The organism is Aeromonas rivipollensis (assembly GCF_010974825.1).
Classification (GTDB): domain Bacteria; phylum Pseudomonadota; class Gammaproteobacteria; order Enterobacterales; family Aeromonadaceae; genus Aeromonas; species Aeromonas rivipollensis.
In genome coordinates this window covers 63,907-82,302 of the sequence record NZ_JAAILA010000017.1, presented here as the reverse complement: position 1 = coordinate 82,302, position 18,396 = coordinate 63,907, and the positions used below count along the sequence as shown (strand labels likewise).

The window sequence follows — 18,396 nt, the reverse complement described above, 5'->3', positions numbered from 1 at the left end:
CGTAATTGGGACATAGCCTTGTTTTTTGGTTCCCCTCCGCTTCCGCTCCGGCTTTTCGCATATCACCCACCACTCTTGCCACTTGGCGACAGAGTTCGTTCGTGGCGGCTTGGAAGCTACAAAAACGCCCCAGGAAAGAGGCTATGAGAGGACAGCTATTGCAGAGGCGAGTGGTACAGCGGGTGTCAGGAGATAAACCGCTTCCTAGATCGGGAGCCCGAGTATGTTGGGGCGCCTCACTTCTACGTGCTGGATGCCAGGAGCTGGCTGCTGGAGCCCTTCAATACAGGATTGCTGGAGCAGGGAAAGCGCTACGACGAGGCGATATTCGGCAGCTTTATCGACCATTGTCAGCGCCAGGCTGCCCGCAGCTGACAAACCCTGACCATGATGCAAACACCCCGCACGGTCGGCTGACGGTGCGGGGCCTTTGTTGTTTAACACGGATTGAGGGTATTGATCCTCAGGCTTGCGCATCCGGCTGATTGGCGGGGGCCGCCTTGATAAAAGCCTGCAACTGCTCGCAGTTGGCGACGATGCGCGCGATGGTGGGGTAGTCGTCCAACGTCATATTGAAACGGTGGGCGTTATAGACCTGGGGCACCAGCATGCAGTCCGCCAGGGTTACCTCGTTGCCCACGCAATAGACGCCGGCCGTGGTCATCAGCAGTTGCTCCAGGGCGGTGAAGGTCTCGTCAATCCAGTGGCGATACCAGGCATCGCGCGCCGCCTTGCTCTGCCCCAGCTCCTGCTCCAGGTAGTTCAGCACCCTCAGGTTGTTGAGGGGGTGAGTGTCGCAGGCGATCATGTTGACTATCTGGCGCACCCGGGCCCGCTCCTCGGGAGCGGAGGGCATCAGGGGGTAGGCCGGATAGGTCTCGTCGAGGTACTCCATGATGGCCACCGACTGACCCAGCTGCACATCCCCGTCGATGAGAAAAGGCACCAGCCCCTGGGGATTGACCCGGCGATAGGCCTTCTCTTTCTGTTCACCCTGTCTCAGATTGACCGGGTGCTGCTCATAACCAAGTCCCTTGAGTTGCAGCACCAGACGTACGCGAAAGCTGGCCGATGAACGCCAATATCCAAACAACTGCAGCATATTATGTCCCTATGGTGGCAGGTGTGTGCCACCTGCCGTGTCGCCTGCCGACCTTGGCCGGCCCAGGCCTTCCTAGCTCGTCTGGCTGGCGCCCCCTTGCGTGACTCGTTGCAAAATGGTGCCAAACAGACTCATCCCGTTGCGATCCTGCATCGCGATGGACACTGTATCACCAAAGCGCAGAAAGGGTGTAGTGGCTTGACCTGACTCGATAATTTCCAGCATCCGCCGCTCGGCGAGGCAGGAGGATCCCCGGCTTCTGTCGTAATTGGAGACGGTGCCCGAGCCTATGATGCAGCCCGCGCCAAGGGGTCTGGTCTTGGCCGCGTGGGCAATCAGCTCGAAGAAGTTGAAGGTCATGTCCAGCCCCGCATCCGGCTCCCCGAACAGGGCGCCGTTGAGCTGGGTCACCAGGGGCAGATGCACCTTGCCCTGCTGCCAGTCGCCGCCGAGCTCGTCCGGGGTGATGGCCACCGGCGAGAAGGCGCTGGAGGGCTTGGACTGGAAGAAACCAAAGCCCTTGGCGAGCTCCCCGGGAATGAGGTTGCGCAGGCTCACATCGTTGACCAGCATCAGCAGCTTGACGTGCTCCTCTGCCCCCTGCGCGCTGGTGCCCATGGGCACGTCGTCTGTGATGACGGCCACTTCAGATTCAAAGTCGATGCCCCACTCCTCAGACCCCATGCAGATGGGGCCGCGCGGAGCCAGGAAGCTGTCGGAGCCCCCCTGGTACATCAGGGGATCGTGCCAGAAGCTCTCGGGCATCTCGGCGCCGCGGGCCTTGCGCACCAGCTCCACGTGGTTGACGTAGGCGCTGCCGTCGGCCCACTGGTAGGCGCGGGGCAGCGGGGAGAGACAGGCGGTCTCATCGAAGGGGAAGGCGTCGGGGCAGGCACCGTCGTTGAGGGCCTGATAGACGGCGGTCAGTCTGGGAGCGAGTTCGGCCCACTCGTCCAGCGCCCCTTGCAGGGTGGGGGCTATGTCGGCCACGGCCACCGCCCGAGTCAGATCCCGGCTGACCACCACCAGGGCGCCATCGCGCTTGCCATTGTTCAAGGTTGCCAATTTCATATCGAATTCCTTATTTTCCGGGGGTGCCGTCTGGTCGCTGCCAGCTGGAAACATAGTGGGGGTTCTCTATCCCCTCGCAGATCTGGCCGATCCCGAGGGCATCCCGGGTGTCGAGCATCACAGCCACCTCGTCGGTGAAGGTCTTGGCGTGGGCCTGCCCCGCCGCAAAGGCCTTGGGATGAGGGCCGTGGGTGAAGCCGGCGGGATGGAAGGTGACCATGCCCCGCTCTATGTTGTCCCGGCTGAAGAAGTCCCCGGCGTGGTAGAAGAGCACCTCGTCATAATCGTCGTTGCTGTGATAGAAGGGCACCCGCAGCGCCCCGGGATCGCTCTCTATGGGGCGCGGCACGAAGGTGCAGATGACGAAGCGGCTCGCCACGAAGGTGGAGTGGGCCGACGGCGGCAGATGGTAGCGATGGCTCATCAGGGGGCGGATGTCCCGCCAGTTGAGGCGCACCACGCAGAGATCCCCGTGCCAGCCCTGGGCATCCAGGGGGTTGAAGGGCCAGGTGATGACAGAGACCCGATCGTGGCGCTTGACCTGCAGCGACCAGGGATTTTCGTCCTGCTGGGCCAGGAAGCGCTCGTTGATGGCGGGCACCTCCAGCGCCGCCGGATCGAAGATGGCGTGCTGACCCACCAGCCCCTTGTCCGGCAGCTGATAGCTGTCCTCGGTCGCCTCTATCATCAGGATGAAGAGCGGCGCCGTCGGTTCGATGCGCCACATGGTGCCCCGAGGGATCACCACATAGTCCCCATCCTTCAGCGTGAGATGGCCGTAGTCGCAGTAGAAGTCACCGCTTCCCTCGTGAATGAACAAGAGCTCGTCGCCGTCGGCGTTGCGCACCAGAAACGGCATCGACTCGGTCAGGCGCCACATCCGGTAGCGGCAGTGGGGATTGCTGAGCAGATCCGGCATCACCCAGGGGGAGAGGGAGCTCACCTCTTCCTGCAGCCCGTTCAAGTCGAACGCCCGCGGCCGCAGCGGCCCCTCCCAGTGGCTCCAGTCGGTGGGGGCATGCTTGTGGTGCATGTGGGTGGCGGGGCCGAAGAAGCCGCTGCGCCCCAGCTCGCGCTCGTAGATGGCCTGCTCGGGCAGATCGGCGTGGGCCTGGCGGGAGTGGGTCCCCTCCCGGTGGGGAAAACTGATCCAGTTACGCATGGCTGTGTGCCTCGTATGAAATAGATACCTGCCGACGAGCTCGCATCCCGTTACGCATCGCTCGGCTCCCCCTTCTTCTCGCCCTGCTCGGCCCCGCTCAGCACCCCACGACGGATCTGATCCAGCTCAATGGATTCGAACAGTGCCTGGAAGTTGCCCTCGCCGAAGCCCTCGTTGCCCTTGCGCTGTATGATTTCGAAGAATACCGGGCCTATGACAGTGTCGGTGAAGATCTGCAGCAGGATGCCGTCCTTGGTGGGAGAGCCGTCGATCAGGATGCGCAGCGCCTTGAGCGCCTCCAGATCCTCCTGATGCCCCTCCACCCGGCTGTTCACCTTCTCATAGTAGGTGTCCGGGGTCGGCATAAAGCCGGTGCCGCGACCACGCAGGGTGCGGATGGTCTGGTAGATGTCGCTGGAGGCCAGGGCTATGTGCTGTATCCCCTCCCCCTTGTACTGGCGCAGGTACTCCTCTATCTGGGACTTGTCGTCTGAGGATTCGTTGATGGGGATCCGAATTTTGCCGCAGGGGGCCGTCATGGCGCGGGAGTGCAGCCCGGTCAGCTTGCCCTCGATGTCGAAGTAGCGAATTTCCCGGAAGTTGCCGATCCGCTCGTAGAAATTGGACCAGAGGTCCATGTTGCCGCGATGAACGTTGTGGGTCAGGTGATCGATCTCATAGAGCCCCGCATCCACCTCGGCCATGCGCGCCTGCCAGTCGGGGTAGAAGACAAAATCCACGTCGTAGATGGAGCCCTGCTCGCCGTAGCGGTCCACAAAGGAGAGGGTGCTCTCGCCTATGCCGTAGATGGCGGGGATGTTGAGCTCCATGGGCCCTATCTTGCCGACGAAGGGCTTGGCCCCCTTGGCGATGGCGTACTGCTGGGCACGGCCCGCGTCGCTCACCCGAAATGCCATGCCGCAGACGCTGGGCCCGTGCAGGCTGGCGAACTGCTCCGCCTGGGAGTGGGGCTCGGCGTTGACCACGAAGTTGATGTCCCCCTGGCGGTAGAGCCAGCACTGCTTGTGCTTGTGCCTGGCCACCTCGGCAAACCCGAGCGACACGAACAGCGCCTTGAGGGCGGCAATGCCCTTGAGATCCGGGGCCGTGTACTCGACGAATTCGAACCCGTCGGTGCCGAGGGGATTGATGCTGTGGGAAGGGGAAGAAGAGGTCGTCATGATGCGCTCCTTGCGATGGACTGATAACGAAACGGGTCACGCCGGTAAGGCTCGACAGGCAGCCCAGACGGCATTGTTAATAACTTGTTTCATTAGAGGCAGGCGCGGGGCAGAAGAGAAGAGGCGGGTTTCAGATAGTTTGGCGAGGACCGCCGTCAGAAGATGTAAATAGATTGTGACATTGCAGCCTGGGCCTTGCGGACAGCCCCACGGCGCTCCGCCGGGCTGTCAGCTTTGCCTTACAGGTGCCAGTTTTTCACCTCGAGATGGGGCTGGTGGGCCCTGGCCTGTTGCAACCTGCGGGCGGTCGGGTTGATGAGCCAGGCCTGCTGCCCCAACGCCAGCAGCGGCAAGTCGTGCAGACTGTCACTCAAGACCAGCGTCACCCTGAGGGCGCGGATCTCGGGCAGGATCTTGTGCCGGCCGTGGCAATAAAAACGCGGCACCAGGCCACCAAGGCGATAGCACATTCGCGAGCCTATGATGCGATGGGGAAGCCGTGGCAGTTGTCGATGGAGCTGGGCACGGACCAAAGCCCGGGGGCTGGCGGAGATGACCCAGCAGCGCGCCCTTTCGGCCATCAGCAGGGAGCGGGCCTCCCGAAACAGCCCGGGCCGGGTGTGGCAATAGGCCCGCACCAGCTGGCGCCAACCCAGCGGCGAGAGCCCCAGGGTGATGGCCCACCAGATAAGCGAAATTCCCTGACGCCGCAGGCGGGGCACCAGATACACCAGGCCACCCAGTGCGATCACCGGCAGCAGCAGGAGTGGCCAGCGGCGCCGGCGCAAGATGAAGCGCAGCAGGCCGGCGTGGCTGTCCCCCGGCGCCAGGGTGTCGTCAAAGTCGGCCAGGATCCAGCCCGCGCCGGGCGCCCTGCGGGAGCTTGTCATTCGCTCAATCCCGCGATGGCGGCGTGCAGTTCGGGCAGGAGGAACAGCTCCCCCTCATCCGGCGGGCAGACAAGATCGAAGGCCTCCCCCGCCAGGGTAAACTGCAGGCGCCAGGCGTGCAGATAGCCGCGATCGGCGGCCGTGCCACCGTAGCGCTCGTCCCCGAAGATGGGGGCGCCAATGCTTTTCAAGGCAACCCGGATCTGGTGGGTCTTGCCGGTCTGGGGCTTGATGCGATAGAGCCTCAGTCCCTCTCGCACCGAGACAGAATCGAACCAGCTGATGGCCGGGTTCTCCTGGGTGCGGGCCAGCATCCAGCTGCCGCCACGCCCTTTCTCCATGTCCCCCTTGACCCAGCCCTGCTTCTTCTTCGGCTTGCGATCCGAGAGGGCCAGATACTGCTTGCTCACCTCCCGGGCGGCAAAGGCCATGCTGAGTGCCCGGTTCGCCTCCGGGGTGCGGGCCAGCAGCACCAGCCCCGAGGTCATCTTGTCGAGGCGATGAACGGGGTAGAGTGTCAAGCCGGTCTCGGTGCGCAGCCGGTTGACGAGCCCGGGCTCACCGCCCTCGTCATGCATGCCAAGGCCTGGGCCCTTGTTGATCACCATGAAATCTTTGTGCTGCAATTGTATCCGGTACATCTATAACCCTTTAGAATGTGGATTGTTAACAAGTTGAATGCGGGCCTGCTGGCCACCCCATGGATCCTCAGCACAAGAATCGCACGGATGAAGAGATACTTGTTTTGGCTGCTATTGCTTGGCGCCAGTTACGCTTCCCCTGTCCTGGCAAGTGACCGTCCCCATGAGCCTCCGGATCGGGTCGTCTTGCAGTTGCGCTGGCTGCATCAACCCCAGTTCGTGGGCTATCACATGGCCAAGGCGAAGGGGTTCTATGCCGATGCCGGACTGGATGTCGAGATAAGGCCGGGCGGCAAGGGGATAAGCCCGGTACAGGAAGTGCTGAGCGGGCGCGCCGACTTTGGCGTCGGCAACACAGAGGTGCTCACCAGCTACGTCAATGGCGAACCCCTGCTGGCGCTCGCCTGCGTCTATCAGCACTCCCCCTCCATCTTCCTGGCTCGTCGCGACAGCGGCATTCTCACCGTTGCGGACATGCGTGGCAAACGGATCATGATGTTTCCCGGCCATCAGGATGCCGAGCTGCTCGCCACCCTCTACTATCAGGGGCTGCACGAACGCCAGCTCATCCCTGTGCCCACCTCGGTCAACATAGACGATCTGATCACCGGCAAGATCGACATCTTCAACGCCTATCTCAGCAACGAGCCCTTCTATCTGGAGGAGCACGGCGTCTCTGTCTCCGTCATCAACCCCCGCAACTACGGCATCGATTTTTACAGCGACATCCTGTTCACCACCCAGAACGAGGAGCGCACCAACCCTGAGCGGGTGGCAAAGTTTCGGGCCGCCAGCCTCAAGGGGTGGCGCTACGCCCTCGCCCACCCGACCGAGGCCATCGACCTGCTGCGCAAGGAGTATGCCGTCAACCGCAGTCAGGCCCACATGGAGTACGAGCTGCAGATGAGCAAGGAGATGATACAGCCGCTCTATGTGGAGATCGGGTATATGAATCCGGATCGCTTCGCCCACATCATGCAGCAACTGGTCGAGATAGGCCTGGTCCCGAGGGCTGTGCCGCTGACCCGTTTTCTCTATCAGGCCCCCTCAGCGCAGTGGATCTTCTGGCGCCCCTGGTTCTTGCTGAGCCTGGGGGTCGGCGCCCTCATCCTGCTGCTCTCCCTCTATCTGCTGGTCAGCAACAAGCGGCTCAATCGGGAGGTGACACTGCGCAAGTTGCGCGAGCAGGAGATACTGCAGCTGGCCCGCATAGATCCTCTCACAGGCCTGCCCAATCGCCTTAGCCTGATGGAGCAGTTGCAGGAGCAAGTGCAGCTCGAGGATCCTGGCTGCCTGCTGTTTTGCGATCTCGATGACTTCAAGCGCATCAATGACAACTTCGGCCACAGCCAGGGGGATGCCATCCTCTGCCAGCTGGCCAACCGGCTCCATGACGCCATCGGTCACCAGTGCTATTTTGCCCGGCTGGCGGGAGATGAATTCATCCTGCTGCTGCCCGGCTACAGCTGCTCCCAGGCGCAGGATGTGACCGAGGTGATCCGGCACGCCATGCGGGCCCCCTTCGTGGTCAATGGCCAGGCCATGCAGGTCGGGATCAGCATAGGGGTCAGCCACTACCAGAGTGGCTGGAGCCCGGAGCAATGGCTCATCCAGGCGGACAGGGCCATGTACTGCGACAAGAGCGGCGGCTTCATTGCGCTGGCGGAGCAGACAAGCTGACGGTGACCTAAGCCACGCCTCCACAGGACGCGTCATGCAACAAGGCCACCCCGGGGTGGCCTTGTTGTCATCTTGTGCCTGCTCGACGCGGGCGTCAGCCGAAGGTCTGCCCCAGGGATTTGAGCTGGCGCGCCTTGGTGAGCAGGATGTCGCTCGAGGCATCCATGTCGTGCATCTTGTTGCTGTTGGTGTGGGAGTGCTGGGAGATGGCGTTGACGTTTCGGCTGATGTCCTCCACCACCGCCTGCTGCTCCTCCGCCGCCGCCGAGATCTGGGTCGACAGATCCACCACCCGCTCTATCTCGGCCAGCACCTGATGCAGGCTCTGTGAGCCCTGCCGGGTCAGGGTCACGCAGGACTGGGTCTGCTCCAGGTTCTGCTGCATCATCCCCTTCCAGCCATTCAGGGTGCGCTGGATCTGCCCTATGCTGCCCTGGATCTGCTCGGTCGCCTTGTGGGTCCGGGTTGAGAGGGTGCGCACCTCGTCCGCCACCACGGCGAAACCGCGTCCCTGCTCTCCCGCCCGGGCTGCCTCTATGGCGGCATTGAGGGCCAGCAGATTGGTCTGATCCGCTATGCCCTGGATCTCGTTCATCAGGACCCCGATACGATCCGACTCCTCCGCCAGCGCCACCGCCGCCGTGAAGGCTTGCTCCGCCTGGGTGGCCAGCTCGGTGACCCTGTGTTGGGTATCCTCCAGCTGCTGGTCGGTGTGCTGGCAATGTACCTTGGCCTGGGCGATCTGGTTGTCGGTCTCCTGGATGTTGCGGGCTATCTCGTGGGCCGTCGCCGCCATCTCCGTGATGGCGGTCGCCACCTGCTGGGTCTGGATGTCCTGCTCAGCGATGTCGGCGCTCGTCTCGCTGGAGGCGGTCTTGAGATGGACCGCCAGATCCTGCAGGGAGAGGGTGGCATCGTCCACCCGCCCGAGCACGGTGCGGATCCTGGCCTGCAGCAGCTTGATGTGGAAATCGGCGATGGCGCTGGGTTCATCCCCCGAGTAGATGAGCCGGGTCAGGCTGTCGTACTCCTCGCCCAGCTGGCTCAGGTAACGGGGGGTGGTGATCAGGGTGTGACGATAGAGGAGGCCGAGCCACAAGAGGGGCAGCAGCATGAACAGGGCCCCCAGGGGCCCCGTCAGATAGGCGCTCGCCGCCAGCATCAGCAGGAGCCCGGCGATGGCCAGCCCATGACGGACGGGGCGCAGGCTCAGGCCCGCCTTGCGCTCCCCCCGCTCCACCGCCCGCAATCGCCCGTAGGTACGGGCGGCGACGGCCTTCATCCCGGGCTCGGCCCGGTTGCGCACCGACTGATAGCCGCTTATCCGCCCCTGCTCGAAGATGGGGGTGACATAGGCATCCACCCAGTAGTAGCGACCATCCTTGCAGCGGTTCTTCACCATGCCGCGCCAGGGCTTGCCCTGCTTCAGCTTGCCCCAGAGATCGGCGAAGGCCGCCTTGGGCATGTCGGGATGGCGCACCATGTTGTGGTGCTGGCCTATCATCTCTGCCCTGCTGTATCCCGCCACCCGGCAGAAGTGGTCATTGGCATAAGTAATGACCCCCTGCAGATCCGTGGTGGAAACCAACTGTTCACTGGACGGAAAATCCACCTCTTCATCAACGAGATGAATCTGGGTTCTGTTCATGGCGCACGCCTCTTGTGTGATAACTCAGTTATCGTAGTCAAGCCATGGCAGCCCGGCCAACAAGGCCCCTCAGACAGTGGGGATGACTGAGAGGCCGTCCTCTGGATCTATGACGGCGGCCTCACTTCTCCGCCGCCGGATGGCATTCACGCTCCCGGATCAGCTTCTTGTTCACCTTGCCGACGCTGGTCTTGGGGATCTCCTGCACTATGCGGATCTGGCGCGGAATGGCCCAGCGATTGATGCGACCGCTGTCGACGAACCCCTGCAGGTGAGCCTTGATGGCCTGTGCATCCAGATGCACCCCCTCCTTGCCGACCACCAGGGCCAGGGGACGCTCCCCCCACTGCGGGTCCGGCACCCCGATCACGGCCACCGCATGGACGGAAGAGTGAGCGCTGATGAGACTCTCCAGCGCCAGGGAGCTTATCCACTCGCCCCCTGTCTTGATCACATCCTTGATGCGATCCTTGATCTCGACCGTGCCGTCCGGGGTGATGGAGGCCATGTCCCCCGTGTGCAGCCAGCCCCCCTCCCAGAGCTCGGCCCCCTTGCCCGGCTCTTTCAGGTAGCCCTGGGCCAGCCAGGGAGCACGCACCACTATTTCCCCCATGGTCTGGCCATCGTGGGCCAGCGCCCTGCCCTGCTCATCTATGATGCGCAAGTCCACCAGCCCGATGGGCTTGCCGGTGCGGATCCGCAGCGGCAGTTGCTCGGCCATGGGCAGCGCCAGCTCCTCGGGAGCCAGGTGCACCACGCACAGCAGCGGGCAGGTCTCCGACATGCCGTAACCGGCGTGCACTAGTATCCCCTGTCGATGGGCCTGGGTCGCCAGCCCGAGCGGCAGCGCACTGCCCCCCAGCAACATCTTCCAGCCCGCAAGGGAGGTCTTTGCCGCCTCCTCGCAGTCGAGGATCATCTGCAATATGGTCGGCACGCAGTGGGAGAAGCTCACCCCCTCGTCGCGATAGAGCCGTACCAGCTTGTCCGGCTCGTAGCGCCCCGGATAGACCTGTTTCACCCCCAGCATGGTCGCCACATAGGGGACGCCCCAGGCATGGACGTGGAACATGGGGGTAATGGGCATGTAGACGTCGTCTGAGCAGAGCAGGGACTGGCCCGCATGGGCCGCCAGGGTGCCCAGTTCGTTGAGGGTATGCAGCACCAGCTGGCGGTGGCTGAAGTAGACCCCCTTGGGATCCCCAGTGGTGCCCGTGGTGTAGAACAGGGTCGCCACCGAATTCTCGTCAAAATCGGGGAAATCGAACTGGTCGTCCGCCCCGGCCAGCAGCGTCTCGTACTCCCCGAGCAGGGGCAGTGTGGTGGAGGGCAGCTCCCCATCGGTCAGCCGGATATAACCGCGCACCGTGGGCAGCTTCTCCTGAATGCTCGCCAGCATGGGCAGGAAGTCGTCATGAGCCAGCACCAGATGATCCTCGGCGTGGTGCATGGTGAAGGCGATCTGCTCCGGCGAGAGGCGCACGTTCACCGTGTGCAGCACGGCGCCTATCATGGGCACGGCGAAGAAGCATTCGAGGGAGCGGTGGCTGTCCCAGTCCAGCAGGGCGACCGTGTCCCCCGGCCCTATGCCAGAGGCCGTCAGCAGGTTGGCGAGGCGCTGGATGCGCTGGTTGAGGGTGCGATAGTCATAGCGCAGCCGATCTGCGTAGACGATCTCCCGGCCCGGGTGCTGGCGCACCCCGGACAGCAGCAGGCTCTTGATCAGCAAGGGATAGGCGTGGGCTCCCTGGGCTGGCGGTATGATCCTTGTCTTCACCATACGGACTCCTTCCGATTCGTGTCTGGGCGCAGGGAGGCATCCCTCCCTCGCAATGGGGTTAGCAGGCGTCGAGACGCCCGAGCAAGGCCTCGGCCTGTGGCCAGGGGCCAAATCCGCTCGCCGGGTTTAGGTGTCCCACGGCCCCGGCGTCCACCAGCTCGCTCCCCCAGTCCTGGGCCAGGGCACGCACGGCCGCCGGGCTCGCCAGGGGATCGTTGTGGCTCATCACCACCAGGCTCGGGAACGGCATCTTCATGCGGGGCAGCGGGTGCCAGCCTCCGGCCTGCATGGCCTCCGGGCTCGGGTAATGGGATGGCCAGCTGGCATCCAGATCCGGCGGCGTCACCAGCAGGGCGCCCCGGATGGGGTGGCGATGGCGGGCAGCGCCTTGCTGCGCCACCCAGTGAGCCAGCATCAGCACCCCGGCACTGTGAGCCACCAGGATCACCGGCCCCTCGATATCGGCAAGGGCTTGTTCAATGGCATCGACCCTGGCCTGGCAGCTCAGCTTGTCCGAGGTCAAAGGCGGCACAGTCACCACCTTCTCAAGCCCCTCGGCGAGCAGGGTCTGCCAGTGATCCGCCACATGGTCACGCAGGCCGGGCACTATCAGTACTGTGGCCTCGGGCTGAAATGCCTTCATCTCTCTCCCCCTGTTCAGGCGCTCCGGCGACGGCCGGATGACATCAAGACCACAGTAAGGTGCCAGGCCCCCGGCTGCTTTACCTTGGATGCCATGGAGTTGTCTTTATATGACAGCCACCTGGCGCCATGAGCGCCACGGGTGGGAGAGAGTCGGACTCGAAAGGCCATGAGACGGGCTGGCAGGCAGGGTCATCACATGGCACCTGCGACTAATAGATCAGTTAATAAGCACTTTCCAATTTGTAAACGAAATGATAAAAACCAGTTAACAACAAGCAACCAGCAGATGAGCTGTCGCCATGGGAATTGCATCATGACCCTCCTTGCCAGAGCCGCCACCCTCACCAACTATCTCGATGTCGCCCGCCAACTGGGCCTCAATACCCCCAGCCTGTTGTCGCAAGCCGGCCTCAGCGCCTCCATTCTGGATGTGCCCAATCAGCGCATTCCCGTCTCCACCATAGTCAACCTGCTGGAGCTCACCGCCCGTACCGGAAACTGCCAGAGCCTGGGTCTGCGCATGGCGGAGCATCGCCAGCTGTCGGACTTTGGCGAGGTCAGCCTGCTGCTGAGCTATCAGCCCAACCTGCGCGAGGCCTTGCAGGTCATAGTGCAGTACATTCACCTGTTCAATAATGCCCTGGCCATCTTCATCGAAGAGGCGGGCAAGGCGGTGATCATTCGCGAGGAGATCATCACGGACGCCCCCATGCCCTCGCGCCAGGCCACCGAGCTCGCGGTCGGCGTCATGTATCGCTTCTGTGCGGCCCAGGTCGGGGTCGGCGCCAACTGGCATCCCATCAGCGTCAACTTCACCCATGACGCGCCGGCGGATCTCTCCATCCACAAGCGGCTGTTCGGCTGCAAGCTGGAGTTTGGCAGCGAGTTCAACGGCATCGTCTGCCAGGCCGCCGATCTGGACATTCCGAACCCCCTGGCCAACCAGGCCATGGCCCGTCATGCCCGCCAGTACCTCGACACCCTGCTGGTAGAGACCCAGCAATCCCTGATGACGGACGTGCGCAAGGCCATCTACCTGCTGCTGCCCATGGGGCGCGCCACCATAGAGCAGATAGCCCGCACCCTGGGGATGAACGTGCGCACCCTGCAGCGCCATCTGGAAGAGAGCGGCGCCACCTTCAGCGAGCTGGTCAACGACGTTCGCCGGGATCTGGTGATGCGCTACCTGCAAAACTCCGGCTATTCGCTGGGCCACATCGCCGACATGCTGGGCTACTCCATGCCGAGCTCCTTCACCCGCTGGTTCAGCGCCCAGTTCGGCATGCCGCCGGCCACCTGGCGCTCCCGCCACAAGGGCGTGCCCAAGGTGGCCCAGCCCGCACGCGCCGGCCTCGCCTACGGCTGAGCACAGGCACCATTCGCCAGACGAGAGAAGGGAGGCATGGCGCCTCCCTTCTCTTTTTTTCGTTTCCGTGTGTGGCGGCTCTGGCTAGCTGACGTCGGCCCCCACCGGGGTCCGGCAGGGCTTGACCCCCTCTTTGGCATCCCCCTCCTGCCGCTCCCGCGCCTGGGCAGTCACGGCCCCCGTCCCGGAGAGCAGGAAGTAGGAGAGCGCCGGCACCCCTATCAGGGCCCCCAGCATGTTCCACAGGAACATGAAGGTGAGCAGTATGCCCATGTCGGCCTGGAACTTGATCGGGGACCAGACCCAGGCCACCACACCGGCGGCCAGGGTGATGCCCACCAGCCCCACCACCCGGCCGGTGAAGGCCACGGCCTGGCGATAGGCGTCCACCAGTGACATGCCCTGGCGCTGATGGTGCAACTGCACGCTCAGCAAGTAGAGGGCATAGTCCACCCCTATGCCGACCCCCAGCGCAATCACCGGCAGGGTCGCCACCTTGACGCCTATGCCCATGAATACCATCAGCGCCTCGCACAGCACAGAGGTGAGCATCAGGGGCACCAGCGCCACCACGGTCGCCCGCCAGCTACGGAAGGTGATGAGGCAGAACAGGGTCACCGCCAGATAGACGTAGAGCAGCATGGTGCGGTTGGCCTCGTGCACCACCATGTTGGTGGCGGCCTCTATGCCGGCACTGCCTGCGGCCAGCAGGAACTGGCGATCCGCCGTGCTGTTCTCCCGGGCAAACCGCTCGGCGATGGCCACCACGCCGCTCAGGGTCTCGGCCTTGTGATCTTTCAAGTAGGCGATCACCGGCATCAGGGAGCAGTCGGTGTTGAACAGCTCGGGGCTGTTGACCGAGGCCTGCTGGGCGGCATAGTTCAGCACGTTCTGGTTGCGCTGGATGCTGGCGAGCTTGGGGTTGCCCTCATAGGTGCCGGCGGTGATCTGGCGCACCGCGTTGACCAGCGAGGTCGTGGCCTGCACCCCGGGATGCTGCTGCAACTCCCACCCCAGGCGATCGGCCAGGATCAGGGTCTGGTAGTCGAGACACCCCTCGGGCGCCGTCTTGATCATGACCGCAAAGAGATCGCTGGAGAGGGCGTAGTGGCTGGTGATGTAGCCGTTGTCCCTGTTGTAGCGCGAATCCGCGCGAAGCTCGGGGGCGCCGCTGTCCAGATCGCCAATCTTGAGCTGCAGGCTCACCAGGTAGCCGCCTATGCCCATCGCCAGGCCGAGGATCACCACCACTGTGGCCCACTTGCGCTCGGTGCAGCGATCCAGCAGTGCCCAGAGTCTGCCGAAACCCTGATTGGCGGCGGCATGGGTGTCTATCTTGAGCGCTCGCTCGGCCGCCTTGCGGCCCACCCCCACATAGGAGAGGGCCACCGGCATCAGCAGCAGCGAGGTGAAGATGAGCACCGCCACCCCTATGCTGGCGGTGATGGCGAGATCCTGGATGACGGGGATGTCGATCAGCATCAGCACGGCGAAGCCCACCGCATCGGCCAGCAGCGCCGTGACCCCGGCGAGGAAGAGGCGGCGGAAGGTATAGCGCGCCGCTATCTGGCGGTGGGTGCCGCGGGCGATGTCCTGCATGATGCCGTTCATCTTCTGGGCCGCGTGGGAGACCCCGATGGCGAAGATGAGGAAGGGCACCAGCACAGAGTAAGGGTCGATGGCGTAGCCGAGCCAGGCGATGATGCCGAGCTGCCAGATCACGGCGACCAGGGAGCAGCCCACCACCAGCAGGGTGCTGCGCACGCAGCGGGTGTAGAGGAAGATGATGAGGAGCGAAGTCGCCACCGCCAGGGCGAAGAAGAGGATCACCTGGATGAGGCCGTCGATGAGATCGCCGACCAGCTTGGCAAAGCCGATCACCCGGATCTTGTACTGGCCCGTCCCCTCCTCCCCCGCCTGATGGGGGGCGCCTGCGAACTCTATCTGGCTGCGCAGCGCCTCGATGCGCTGGGAGAAGTCATGGTAATTGAGGGGCTTGCCGGTGACAGAGGCCTTGTCCAGCAGGGGCACTATCAGCATGCTGGACTTGAAATCGCTCGCCACCAGGCTGCCGACTATGCCGGCTCTGTTGATGTTCTGGCGCAGCTGCTCGATGTCAGAGGCCGAACCCTGATAGGCATCCGGCATCACGGGCCCGCCCTGGAAGCCCTCCTCGGTCACCTCGGTCCAGCGCACCGCCGGACTCCAGAGGGACTTCATCCAGGCCCTGTCTACCCCTTCGGTCAGGAACAGCTCGTCATTGACCCGCTTGAGGACGCTTAGATAGTCGGGGTCGAAGATGTCTCCCTGGGTATTCTCCACCACCACTCGCACCGAGTTGCCGAGGCCACGCAGGGAGTCCCGGTTCTCCAGGAAGTTTTTGATGTAGGGCTGGCTCTGGGGGATCATCTTCTCGAAGCTGGGCGCCAGCGCCAGACGGGTCGCGCCCATGTAGCCAAGCACCAGGGTTGCCAGCGTCATCGCCAGCATGAAGAGCGCCCTGTGGTTGAACACCAGCCGCTCCAGCAGGTTGCCGGAGTGCCTGTCGAACGCGCTCAGCTCGCGGATCACCGGCATCGAATCTTGCTTCACATGGCCCATGTCTGGATCCTCGTTATCGTTATTGGGCCGTCATCCGGTGACGGCCTGCGTTGACAAACCTTATTTGACGCCAAGGGTGCGCACCCCGCGGCTGCCCACCAGCGCCAGGGTGCCATCCGCGGTCAGGGCGGCGCCCGCCACCGGCGATGGCTCGGCCAGGGGGGCCAGGGTCAGCGGCGCGTTGCCCCGTTGCAGCAGCATATGGCCAGCCTGGGTAAACAGGCGGAACTGGCCATCGGCCCCCTGCATAGCGGCGCTGATGCTGATGGGCAGCGGGCTCACGAGCCGGGTCCAGTTTTCGCCTCCGTCCGTGCTGCGATAGACATGGCCCCGCAGGCCATAGACGATCACCTCATCCGGGCGGCCGATAAGGCCGAAGAAGCTGCCGTCATAGGGGCTGGGCAGTGAGACGAAGCGCTGCGTCTGCGGCTCCCATTTGCGCAGCAGGCCCTGCTCGCCCACCAGATAGAGGGCGTCACCGGCCCGGGTGATGGCATTGAGATGGAGCCCATCCGGGTTGTCGGTGCGATCCTGCATGGGCGTCCAGTGCAGGCCGCCATCCTGGGTGCGCAGTATCAGGTTGAAGACCCCGACCACGTAGCCCACCTTGTCGTCCTCAAACCAGACGTCGAGCAGGGGTTTGTCGGCCCCCTCCCCCACCAGGCGCTGGCCCTCTTCCACCAGCGCGGCCCACTGTTCGTTGTCCGGCTCGGCACGGGCCAAGGCCGAGTAATGGCGCAGGACCAGCTCCCCTATCTGGCGACCATCCAGCTGTTTTTGCCAGCTGGCGCCACCGTCCTGGCTGTGCAGCACCACGCCATCCCCCCCTACGGCCCAACCCTGCTCGGGAGTGGGGAAGGTGACGGCGGTGAGATCCGAGCTCACCGGCACCCTGGCCTGCTGCCAGCGCCGCCCCTCATCGTCGGAATAGAGGATGTGACCCCGCTGCCCCACCGCCACCAGCCGCGACCCGGCACGGGCCAGATCCAGCAGGGGGCTGCGTTGGGCCAGGGCGCTCGCCTTGGCTGGCAGGTCCAGCACGTCCACATAATCGGTCGCCTGCCCGGCTGCCACCCCTGCGCTTTGCATCAGCAGGGCGCAGCAGATCAATGGCGCCAACGTCTTGAATGAACCCATACCACTTCCTTGTCTCAGAGGGCGGCGGGATGCCAAAAGGTCCCCGACGCCAACATCGAGGAGTCCGGTTCATCAATGATGAACCGGACTCCTGTTACGGCTAGCGGATCCCGGCGCCAGCCAGGGACTCCGGCGACCACTTCGCCTTGGACAGGGAGGCGCCGTACTTGATGCCGCCGTAGGGGCCCACCACACCGTTGATGTTGTAGGTGCCCGCCACCAGGTCATAGATCATGAAGGGGGTGGCGTCCGGAGTCTGCTTGTCGTAGCTCTGGCTCAGGAAGGCAAAGGAGCCGCGATAGAGCTGACCACGGGCGTCGTACTGATCGGAGGCCAGCGCCACCCAGCTGTCTTCGTCCAGGTAGAAGCGGCGCTTGGCGTAGATGTGGCGCTCACCGGCCTTGAGGTTGCCCTCCACCACCCAGACCCTGTGCTTCTCCCAGCGCACGTGATCCGGTGACAGGAAGTTGGGGGTGGTCAGCGCCCTGGCATCGGGCTGATAGGTCAGCCGATAGGTGTTGTAGGGGACTATCATTTCCTGCTTGCCCACCAGCTTCCAGTCGAAGCGGTCCAGCGCCCCGTTGAAGACGAAGACGTCGTCATAGGTGCCCGCCCCCGAGGTGCCCGGGTTCGGGGTATCGTAGGCCAGGTTGGGTGCCAGCTTGACCCGGCGCTGCCCCGGCAGGTACTGCCAGGCCTTGCGCGGCTGCTCCAGGGGGTTGGCAGCATCGCGCAGCATGATGGCCTCGCCGGCGCGACGGGCCGGGCCCGTGTAATGGAGCTTCATCTGGTAGTAGGTATCCTTGGCCGAGATGGGCTTATTCATGTCCTCGTAGATGGCGTAGTTGATGAAGGCCTGCCCCGTGGTGGAGAGGGCCGCCGTGCCGGCGGCGTCCACGTTCCAGGAGTCGTACTTGGTGGCGATGTTCACCCCCTGGTAGCGCAGCAGGAAGTTCCACATCGCCTCGGCCCCGCTCTTGGGGATGGGGAAGGGAATGCCCGGCAGTACCTTGTCCACCGCCATGCCCCCCGCCAGGGTGGTGGCGCTGAGCGCGTTCTTCCTGGTGTTGTCCAGCACCGCCTGTGGCAGCGCCACGCTGCGGTGGGTCGGGTAGAGGTCCACCCTGAAGTCCGGGAAGCGCTTGAGCAGCTCCGCCGTGGTGGCGGTCAGCGCCCCCTGGTATTGGGCCGCATTCTTGCCGGTGATGACCAAAAGCGGCTGCTCACCCGCATAGGGATCCGGGCGCATGCTGTCACCAGCCTTGAAGCCGGCGGGGGGCGTGGTCAGGCCCCCGCTGTAGGCGGGGATGCTGCCATCGGCATTGGCGGCCGCTTCGGCGCCCACCTGGGTCAGACTGGTGCCCAGCTGTGCGGCTTCGCTGCTGGAGACGGCGGCCAGTGCCTGGCCCGCGAGGGCCAGGGTGAGAGAGGCGGCCAGCATGGTCTTGTTGAATGTCATATCTCGTTCTCCGACTCGGTCGCTTGAGGTGAC

Annotated in this window: 15 protein-coding genes; 3 read left to right on the top strand and 12 right to left on the bottom strand. The window is 63.9% G+C overall.

Annotated features, from left to right (window positions below):
• Positions 1-246 precede the first annotated feature (246 nt).
• Positions 247-375 carry a hypothetical protein gene (locus G4923_RS21465; protein ID WP_420884902.1) on the top strand — a complete coding sequence of 43 codons (129 nt, stop codon included), beginning with the start codon at positions 247-249 and terminating at the stop codon, positions 373-375.
• A gap of 88 nt (positions 376-463) precedes the next feature.
• Here the strand turns inward: G4923_RS21465 and maiA are convergent, their stop codons facing one another.
• From maiA to G4923_RS12555, 6 genes are all read right to left on the bottom strand, one after another.
• The gene (gene maiA / locus G4923_RS12580) at positions 464-1,102 is read right to left on the bottom strand and encodes a maleylacetoacetate isomerase (protein WP_163137265.1); all 639 of its coding nucleotides are present in this window, start codon (positions 1,100-1,102) and stop codon (positions 464-466) included.
• A gap of 72 nt (positions 1,103-1,174) precedes the next feature.
• Positions 1,175-2,173, bottom strand: a complete 999-nt coding sequence (locus G4923_RS12575; RefSeq protein ID WP_163137264.1) for a fumarylacetoacetate hydrolase family protein — start codon at positions 2,171-2,173, stop codon at positions 1,175-1,177.
• A gap of 10 nt (positions 2,174-2,183) precedes the next feature.
• The gene (locus G4923_RS12570) at positions 2,184-3,335 is read right to left on the bottom strand and encodes a homogentisate 1,2-dioxygenase (RefSeq protein WP_163137263.1); all 1,152 of its coding nucleotides are present in this window, start codon (positions 3,333-3,335) and stop codon (positions 2,184-2,186) included.
• Between the two features lie 50 nt (positions 3,336-3,385).
• A complete protein-coding gene (gene hppD, locus G4923_RS12565) occupies positions 3,386-4,519 on the bottom strand; it encodes a 4-hydroxyphenylpyruvate dioxygenase (RefSeq protein WP_393937226.1) in 1,134 nt (377 codons plus the stop codon).
• 236 nt (positions 4,520-4,755) lie between these two features.
• The gene (locus G4923_RS12560) at positions 4,756-5,406 is read right to left on the bottom strand and encodes an HAD family hydrolase (RefSeq protein WP_163137261.1); all 651 of its coding nucleotides are present in this window, start codon (positions 5,404-5,406) and stop codon (positions 4,756-4,758) included.
• Positions 5,403-6,047 carry a TIGR01621 family pseudouridine synthase gene (locus tag G4923_RS12555; RefSeq protein WP_163137260.1) on the bottom strand — a complete coding sequence of 215 codons (645 nt, stop codon included), beginning with the start codon at positions 6,045-6,047 and terminating at the stop codon, positions 5,403-5,405. Before G4923_RS12555 ends, G4923_RS12560 begins: the two co-directional genes overlap by 4 nt.
• A gap of 87 nt (positions 6,048-6,134) precedes the next feature.
• Between G4923_RS12555 and G4923_RS12550 the strand changes: the two genes are divergently transcribed.
• Positions 6,135-7,727 (top strand): GGDEF domain-containing protein, encoded by a 1,593-nt coding sequence (locus G4923_RS12550; RefSeq protein ID WP_106886519.1) that lies wholly within the window; start codon positions 6,135-6,137, stop codon positions 7,725-7,727.
• A gap of 94 nt (positions 7,728-7,821) precedes the next feature.
• Here the strand turns inward: G4923_RS12550 and G4923_RS12545 are convergent, their stop codons facing one another.
• The 3 genes from G4923_RS12545 to G4923_RS12535 form a co-directional block, all read right to left on the bottom strand.
• Positions 7,822-9,375: a methyl-accepting chemotaxis protein gene (locus G4923_RS12545; protein WP_163137259.1), complete on the bottom strand. Its 1,554-nt coding sequence runs from the start codon at positions 9,373-9,375 to the stop codon at positions 7,822-7,824.
• Between the two features lie 121 nt (positions 9,376-9,496).
• Complete coding sequence (locus tag G4923_RS12540; RefSeq protein ID WP_163137258.1) at positions 9,497-11,155, bottom strand: fatty acid--CoA ligase; 1,659 nt, start codon at positions 11,153-11,155, stop codon at positions 9,497-9,499.
• Between the two features lie 58 nt (positions 11,156-11,213).
• Entirely contained in the window at positions 11,214-11,798 is a 585-nt protein-coding gene (locus tag G4923_RS12535) for an RBBP9/YdeN family alpha/beta hydrolase (protein WP_163137257.1), read from the bottom strand.
• A 315-nt stretch (positions 11,799-12,113) separates the two neighbouring features.
• Between G4923_RS12535 and G4923_RS12530 the strand changes: the two genes are divergently transcribed.
• On the top strand, positions 12,114-13,166 hold the full coding sequence (locus tag G4923_RS12530) for an AraC family transcriptional regulator (RefSeq protein ID WP_163137256.1): 1,053 nt from the start codon (positions 12,114-12,116) through the stop codon (positions 13,164-13,166).
• Positions 13,167-13,250: 84 nt separating this feature from the next.
• Here G4923_RS12530 and G4923_RS12525 read toward each other — a convergent pair whose 3' ends face one another.
• The 3 genes from G4923_RS12525 to G4923_RS12515 all read right to left on the bottom strand — a co-directional run bounded on the left by G4923_RS12525 (position 13,251) and on the right by G4923_RS12515 (position 18,363).
• Positions 13,251-15,767 carry an efflux RND transporter permease subunit gene (locus G4923_RS12525; RefSeq protein WP_240455324.1) on the bottom strand — a complete coding sequence of 839 codons (2,517 nt, stop codon included), beginning with the start codon at positions 15,765-15,767 and terminating at the stop codon, positions 13,251-13,253.
• 60 nt (positions 15,768-15,827) lie between these two features.
• Complete coding sequence (locus G4923_RS12520; RefSeq protein WP_163137255.1) at positions 15,828-16,904, bottom strand: YCF48-related protein; 1,077 nt, start codon at positions 16,902-16,904, stop codon at positions 15,828-15,830.
• A gap of 100 nt (positions 16,905-17,004) precedes the next feature.
• Entirely contained in the window at positions 17,005-18,363 is a 1,359-nt protein-coding gene (locus G4923_RS12515; protein WP_163137254.1) for a DUF1329 domain-containing protein, read from the bottom strand.
• Between the last annotated feature and the right edge of the window lie 33 nt (positions 18,364-18,396).

Bases quoted from the DNA above. Each gene is read 5' to 3' on its own strand.
- G4923_RS12550 (WP_106886519.1), top strand. From the start codon at position 6,135: ATGAAGAGATACTTGTTTTGGCTGCTATTGCTTGGCGCCAGTTACGCT.
- maiA (WP_163137265.1), bottom strand. From the start codon at position 1,102: ATGCTGCAGTTGTTTGGATATTGGCGTTCATCGGCCAGCTTTCGCGTA.
- G4923_RS12540 (WP_163137258.1), bottom strand. From the start codon at position 11,155: ATGGTGAAGACAAGGATCATACCGCCAGCCCAGGGAGCCCACGCCTAT.
- G4923_RS12545 (WP_163137259.1), bottom strand. From the start codon at position 9,375: ATGAACAGAACCCAGATTCATCTCGTTGATGAAGAGGTGGATTTTCCG.
- G4923_RS12525 (WP_240455324.1), bottom strand. From the start codon at position 15,767: ATGGGCCATGTGAAGCAAGATTCGATGCCGGTGATCCGCGAGCTGAGC.
- G4923_RS12560 (WP_163137261.1), bottom strand. From the start codon at position 5,406: ATGACAAGCTCCCGCAGGGCGCCCGGCGCGGGCTGGATCCTGGCCGAC.
- G4923_RS12570 (WP_163137263.1), bottom strand. From the start codon at position 3,335: ATGCGTAACTGGATCAGTTTTCCCCACCGGGAGGGGACCCACTCCCGC.
- G4923_RS12515 (WP_163137254.1), bottom strand. From the start codon at position 18,363: ATGACATTCAACAAGACCATGCTGGCCGCCTCTCTCACCCTGGCCCTC.
- G4923_RS12575 (WP_163137264.1), bottom strand. From the start codon at position 2,173: ATGAAATTGGCAACCTTGAACAATGGCAAGCGCGATGGCGCCCTGGTG.
- G4923_RS12555 (WP_163137260.1), bottom strand. From the start codon at position 6,047: ATGTACCGGATACAATTGCAGCACAAAGATTTCATGGTGATCAACAAG.
- G4923_RS12535 (WP_163137257.1), bottom strand. From the start codon at position 11,798: ATGAAGGCATTTCAGCCCGAGGCCACAGTACTGATAGTGCCCGGCCTG.
- G4923_RS12520 (WP_163137255.1), bottom strand. From the start codon at position 16,904: ATGGGTTCATTCAAGACGTTGGCGCCATTGATCTGCTGCGCCCTGCTG.
- G4923_RS12530 (WP_163137256.1), top strand. From the start codon at position 12,114: ATGACCCTCCTTGCCAGAGCCGCCACCCTCACCAACTATCTCGATGTC.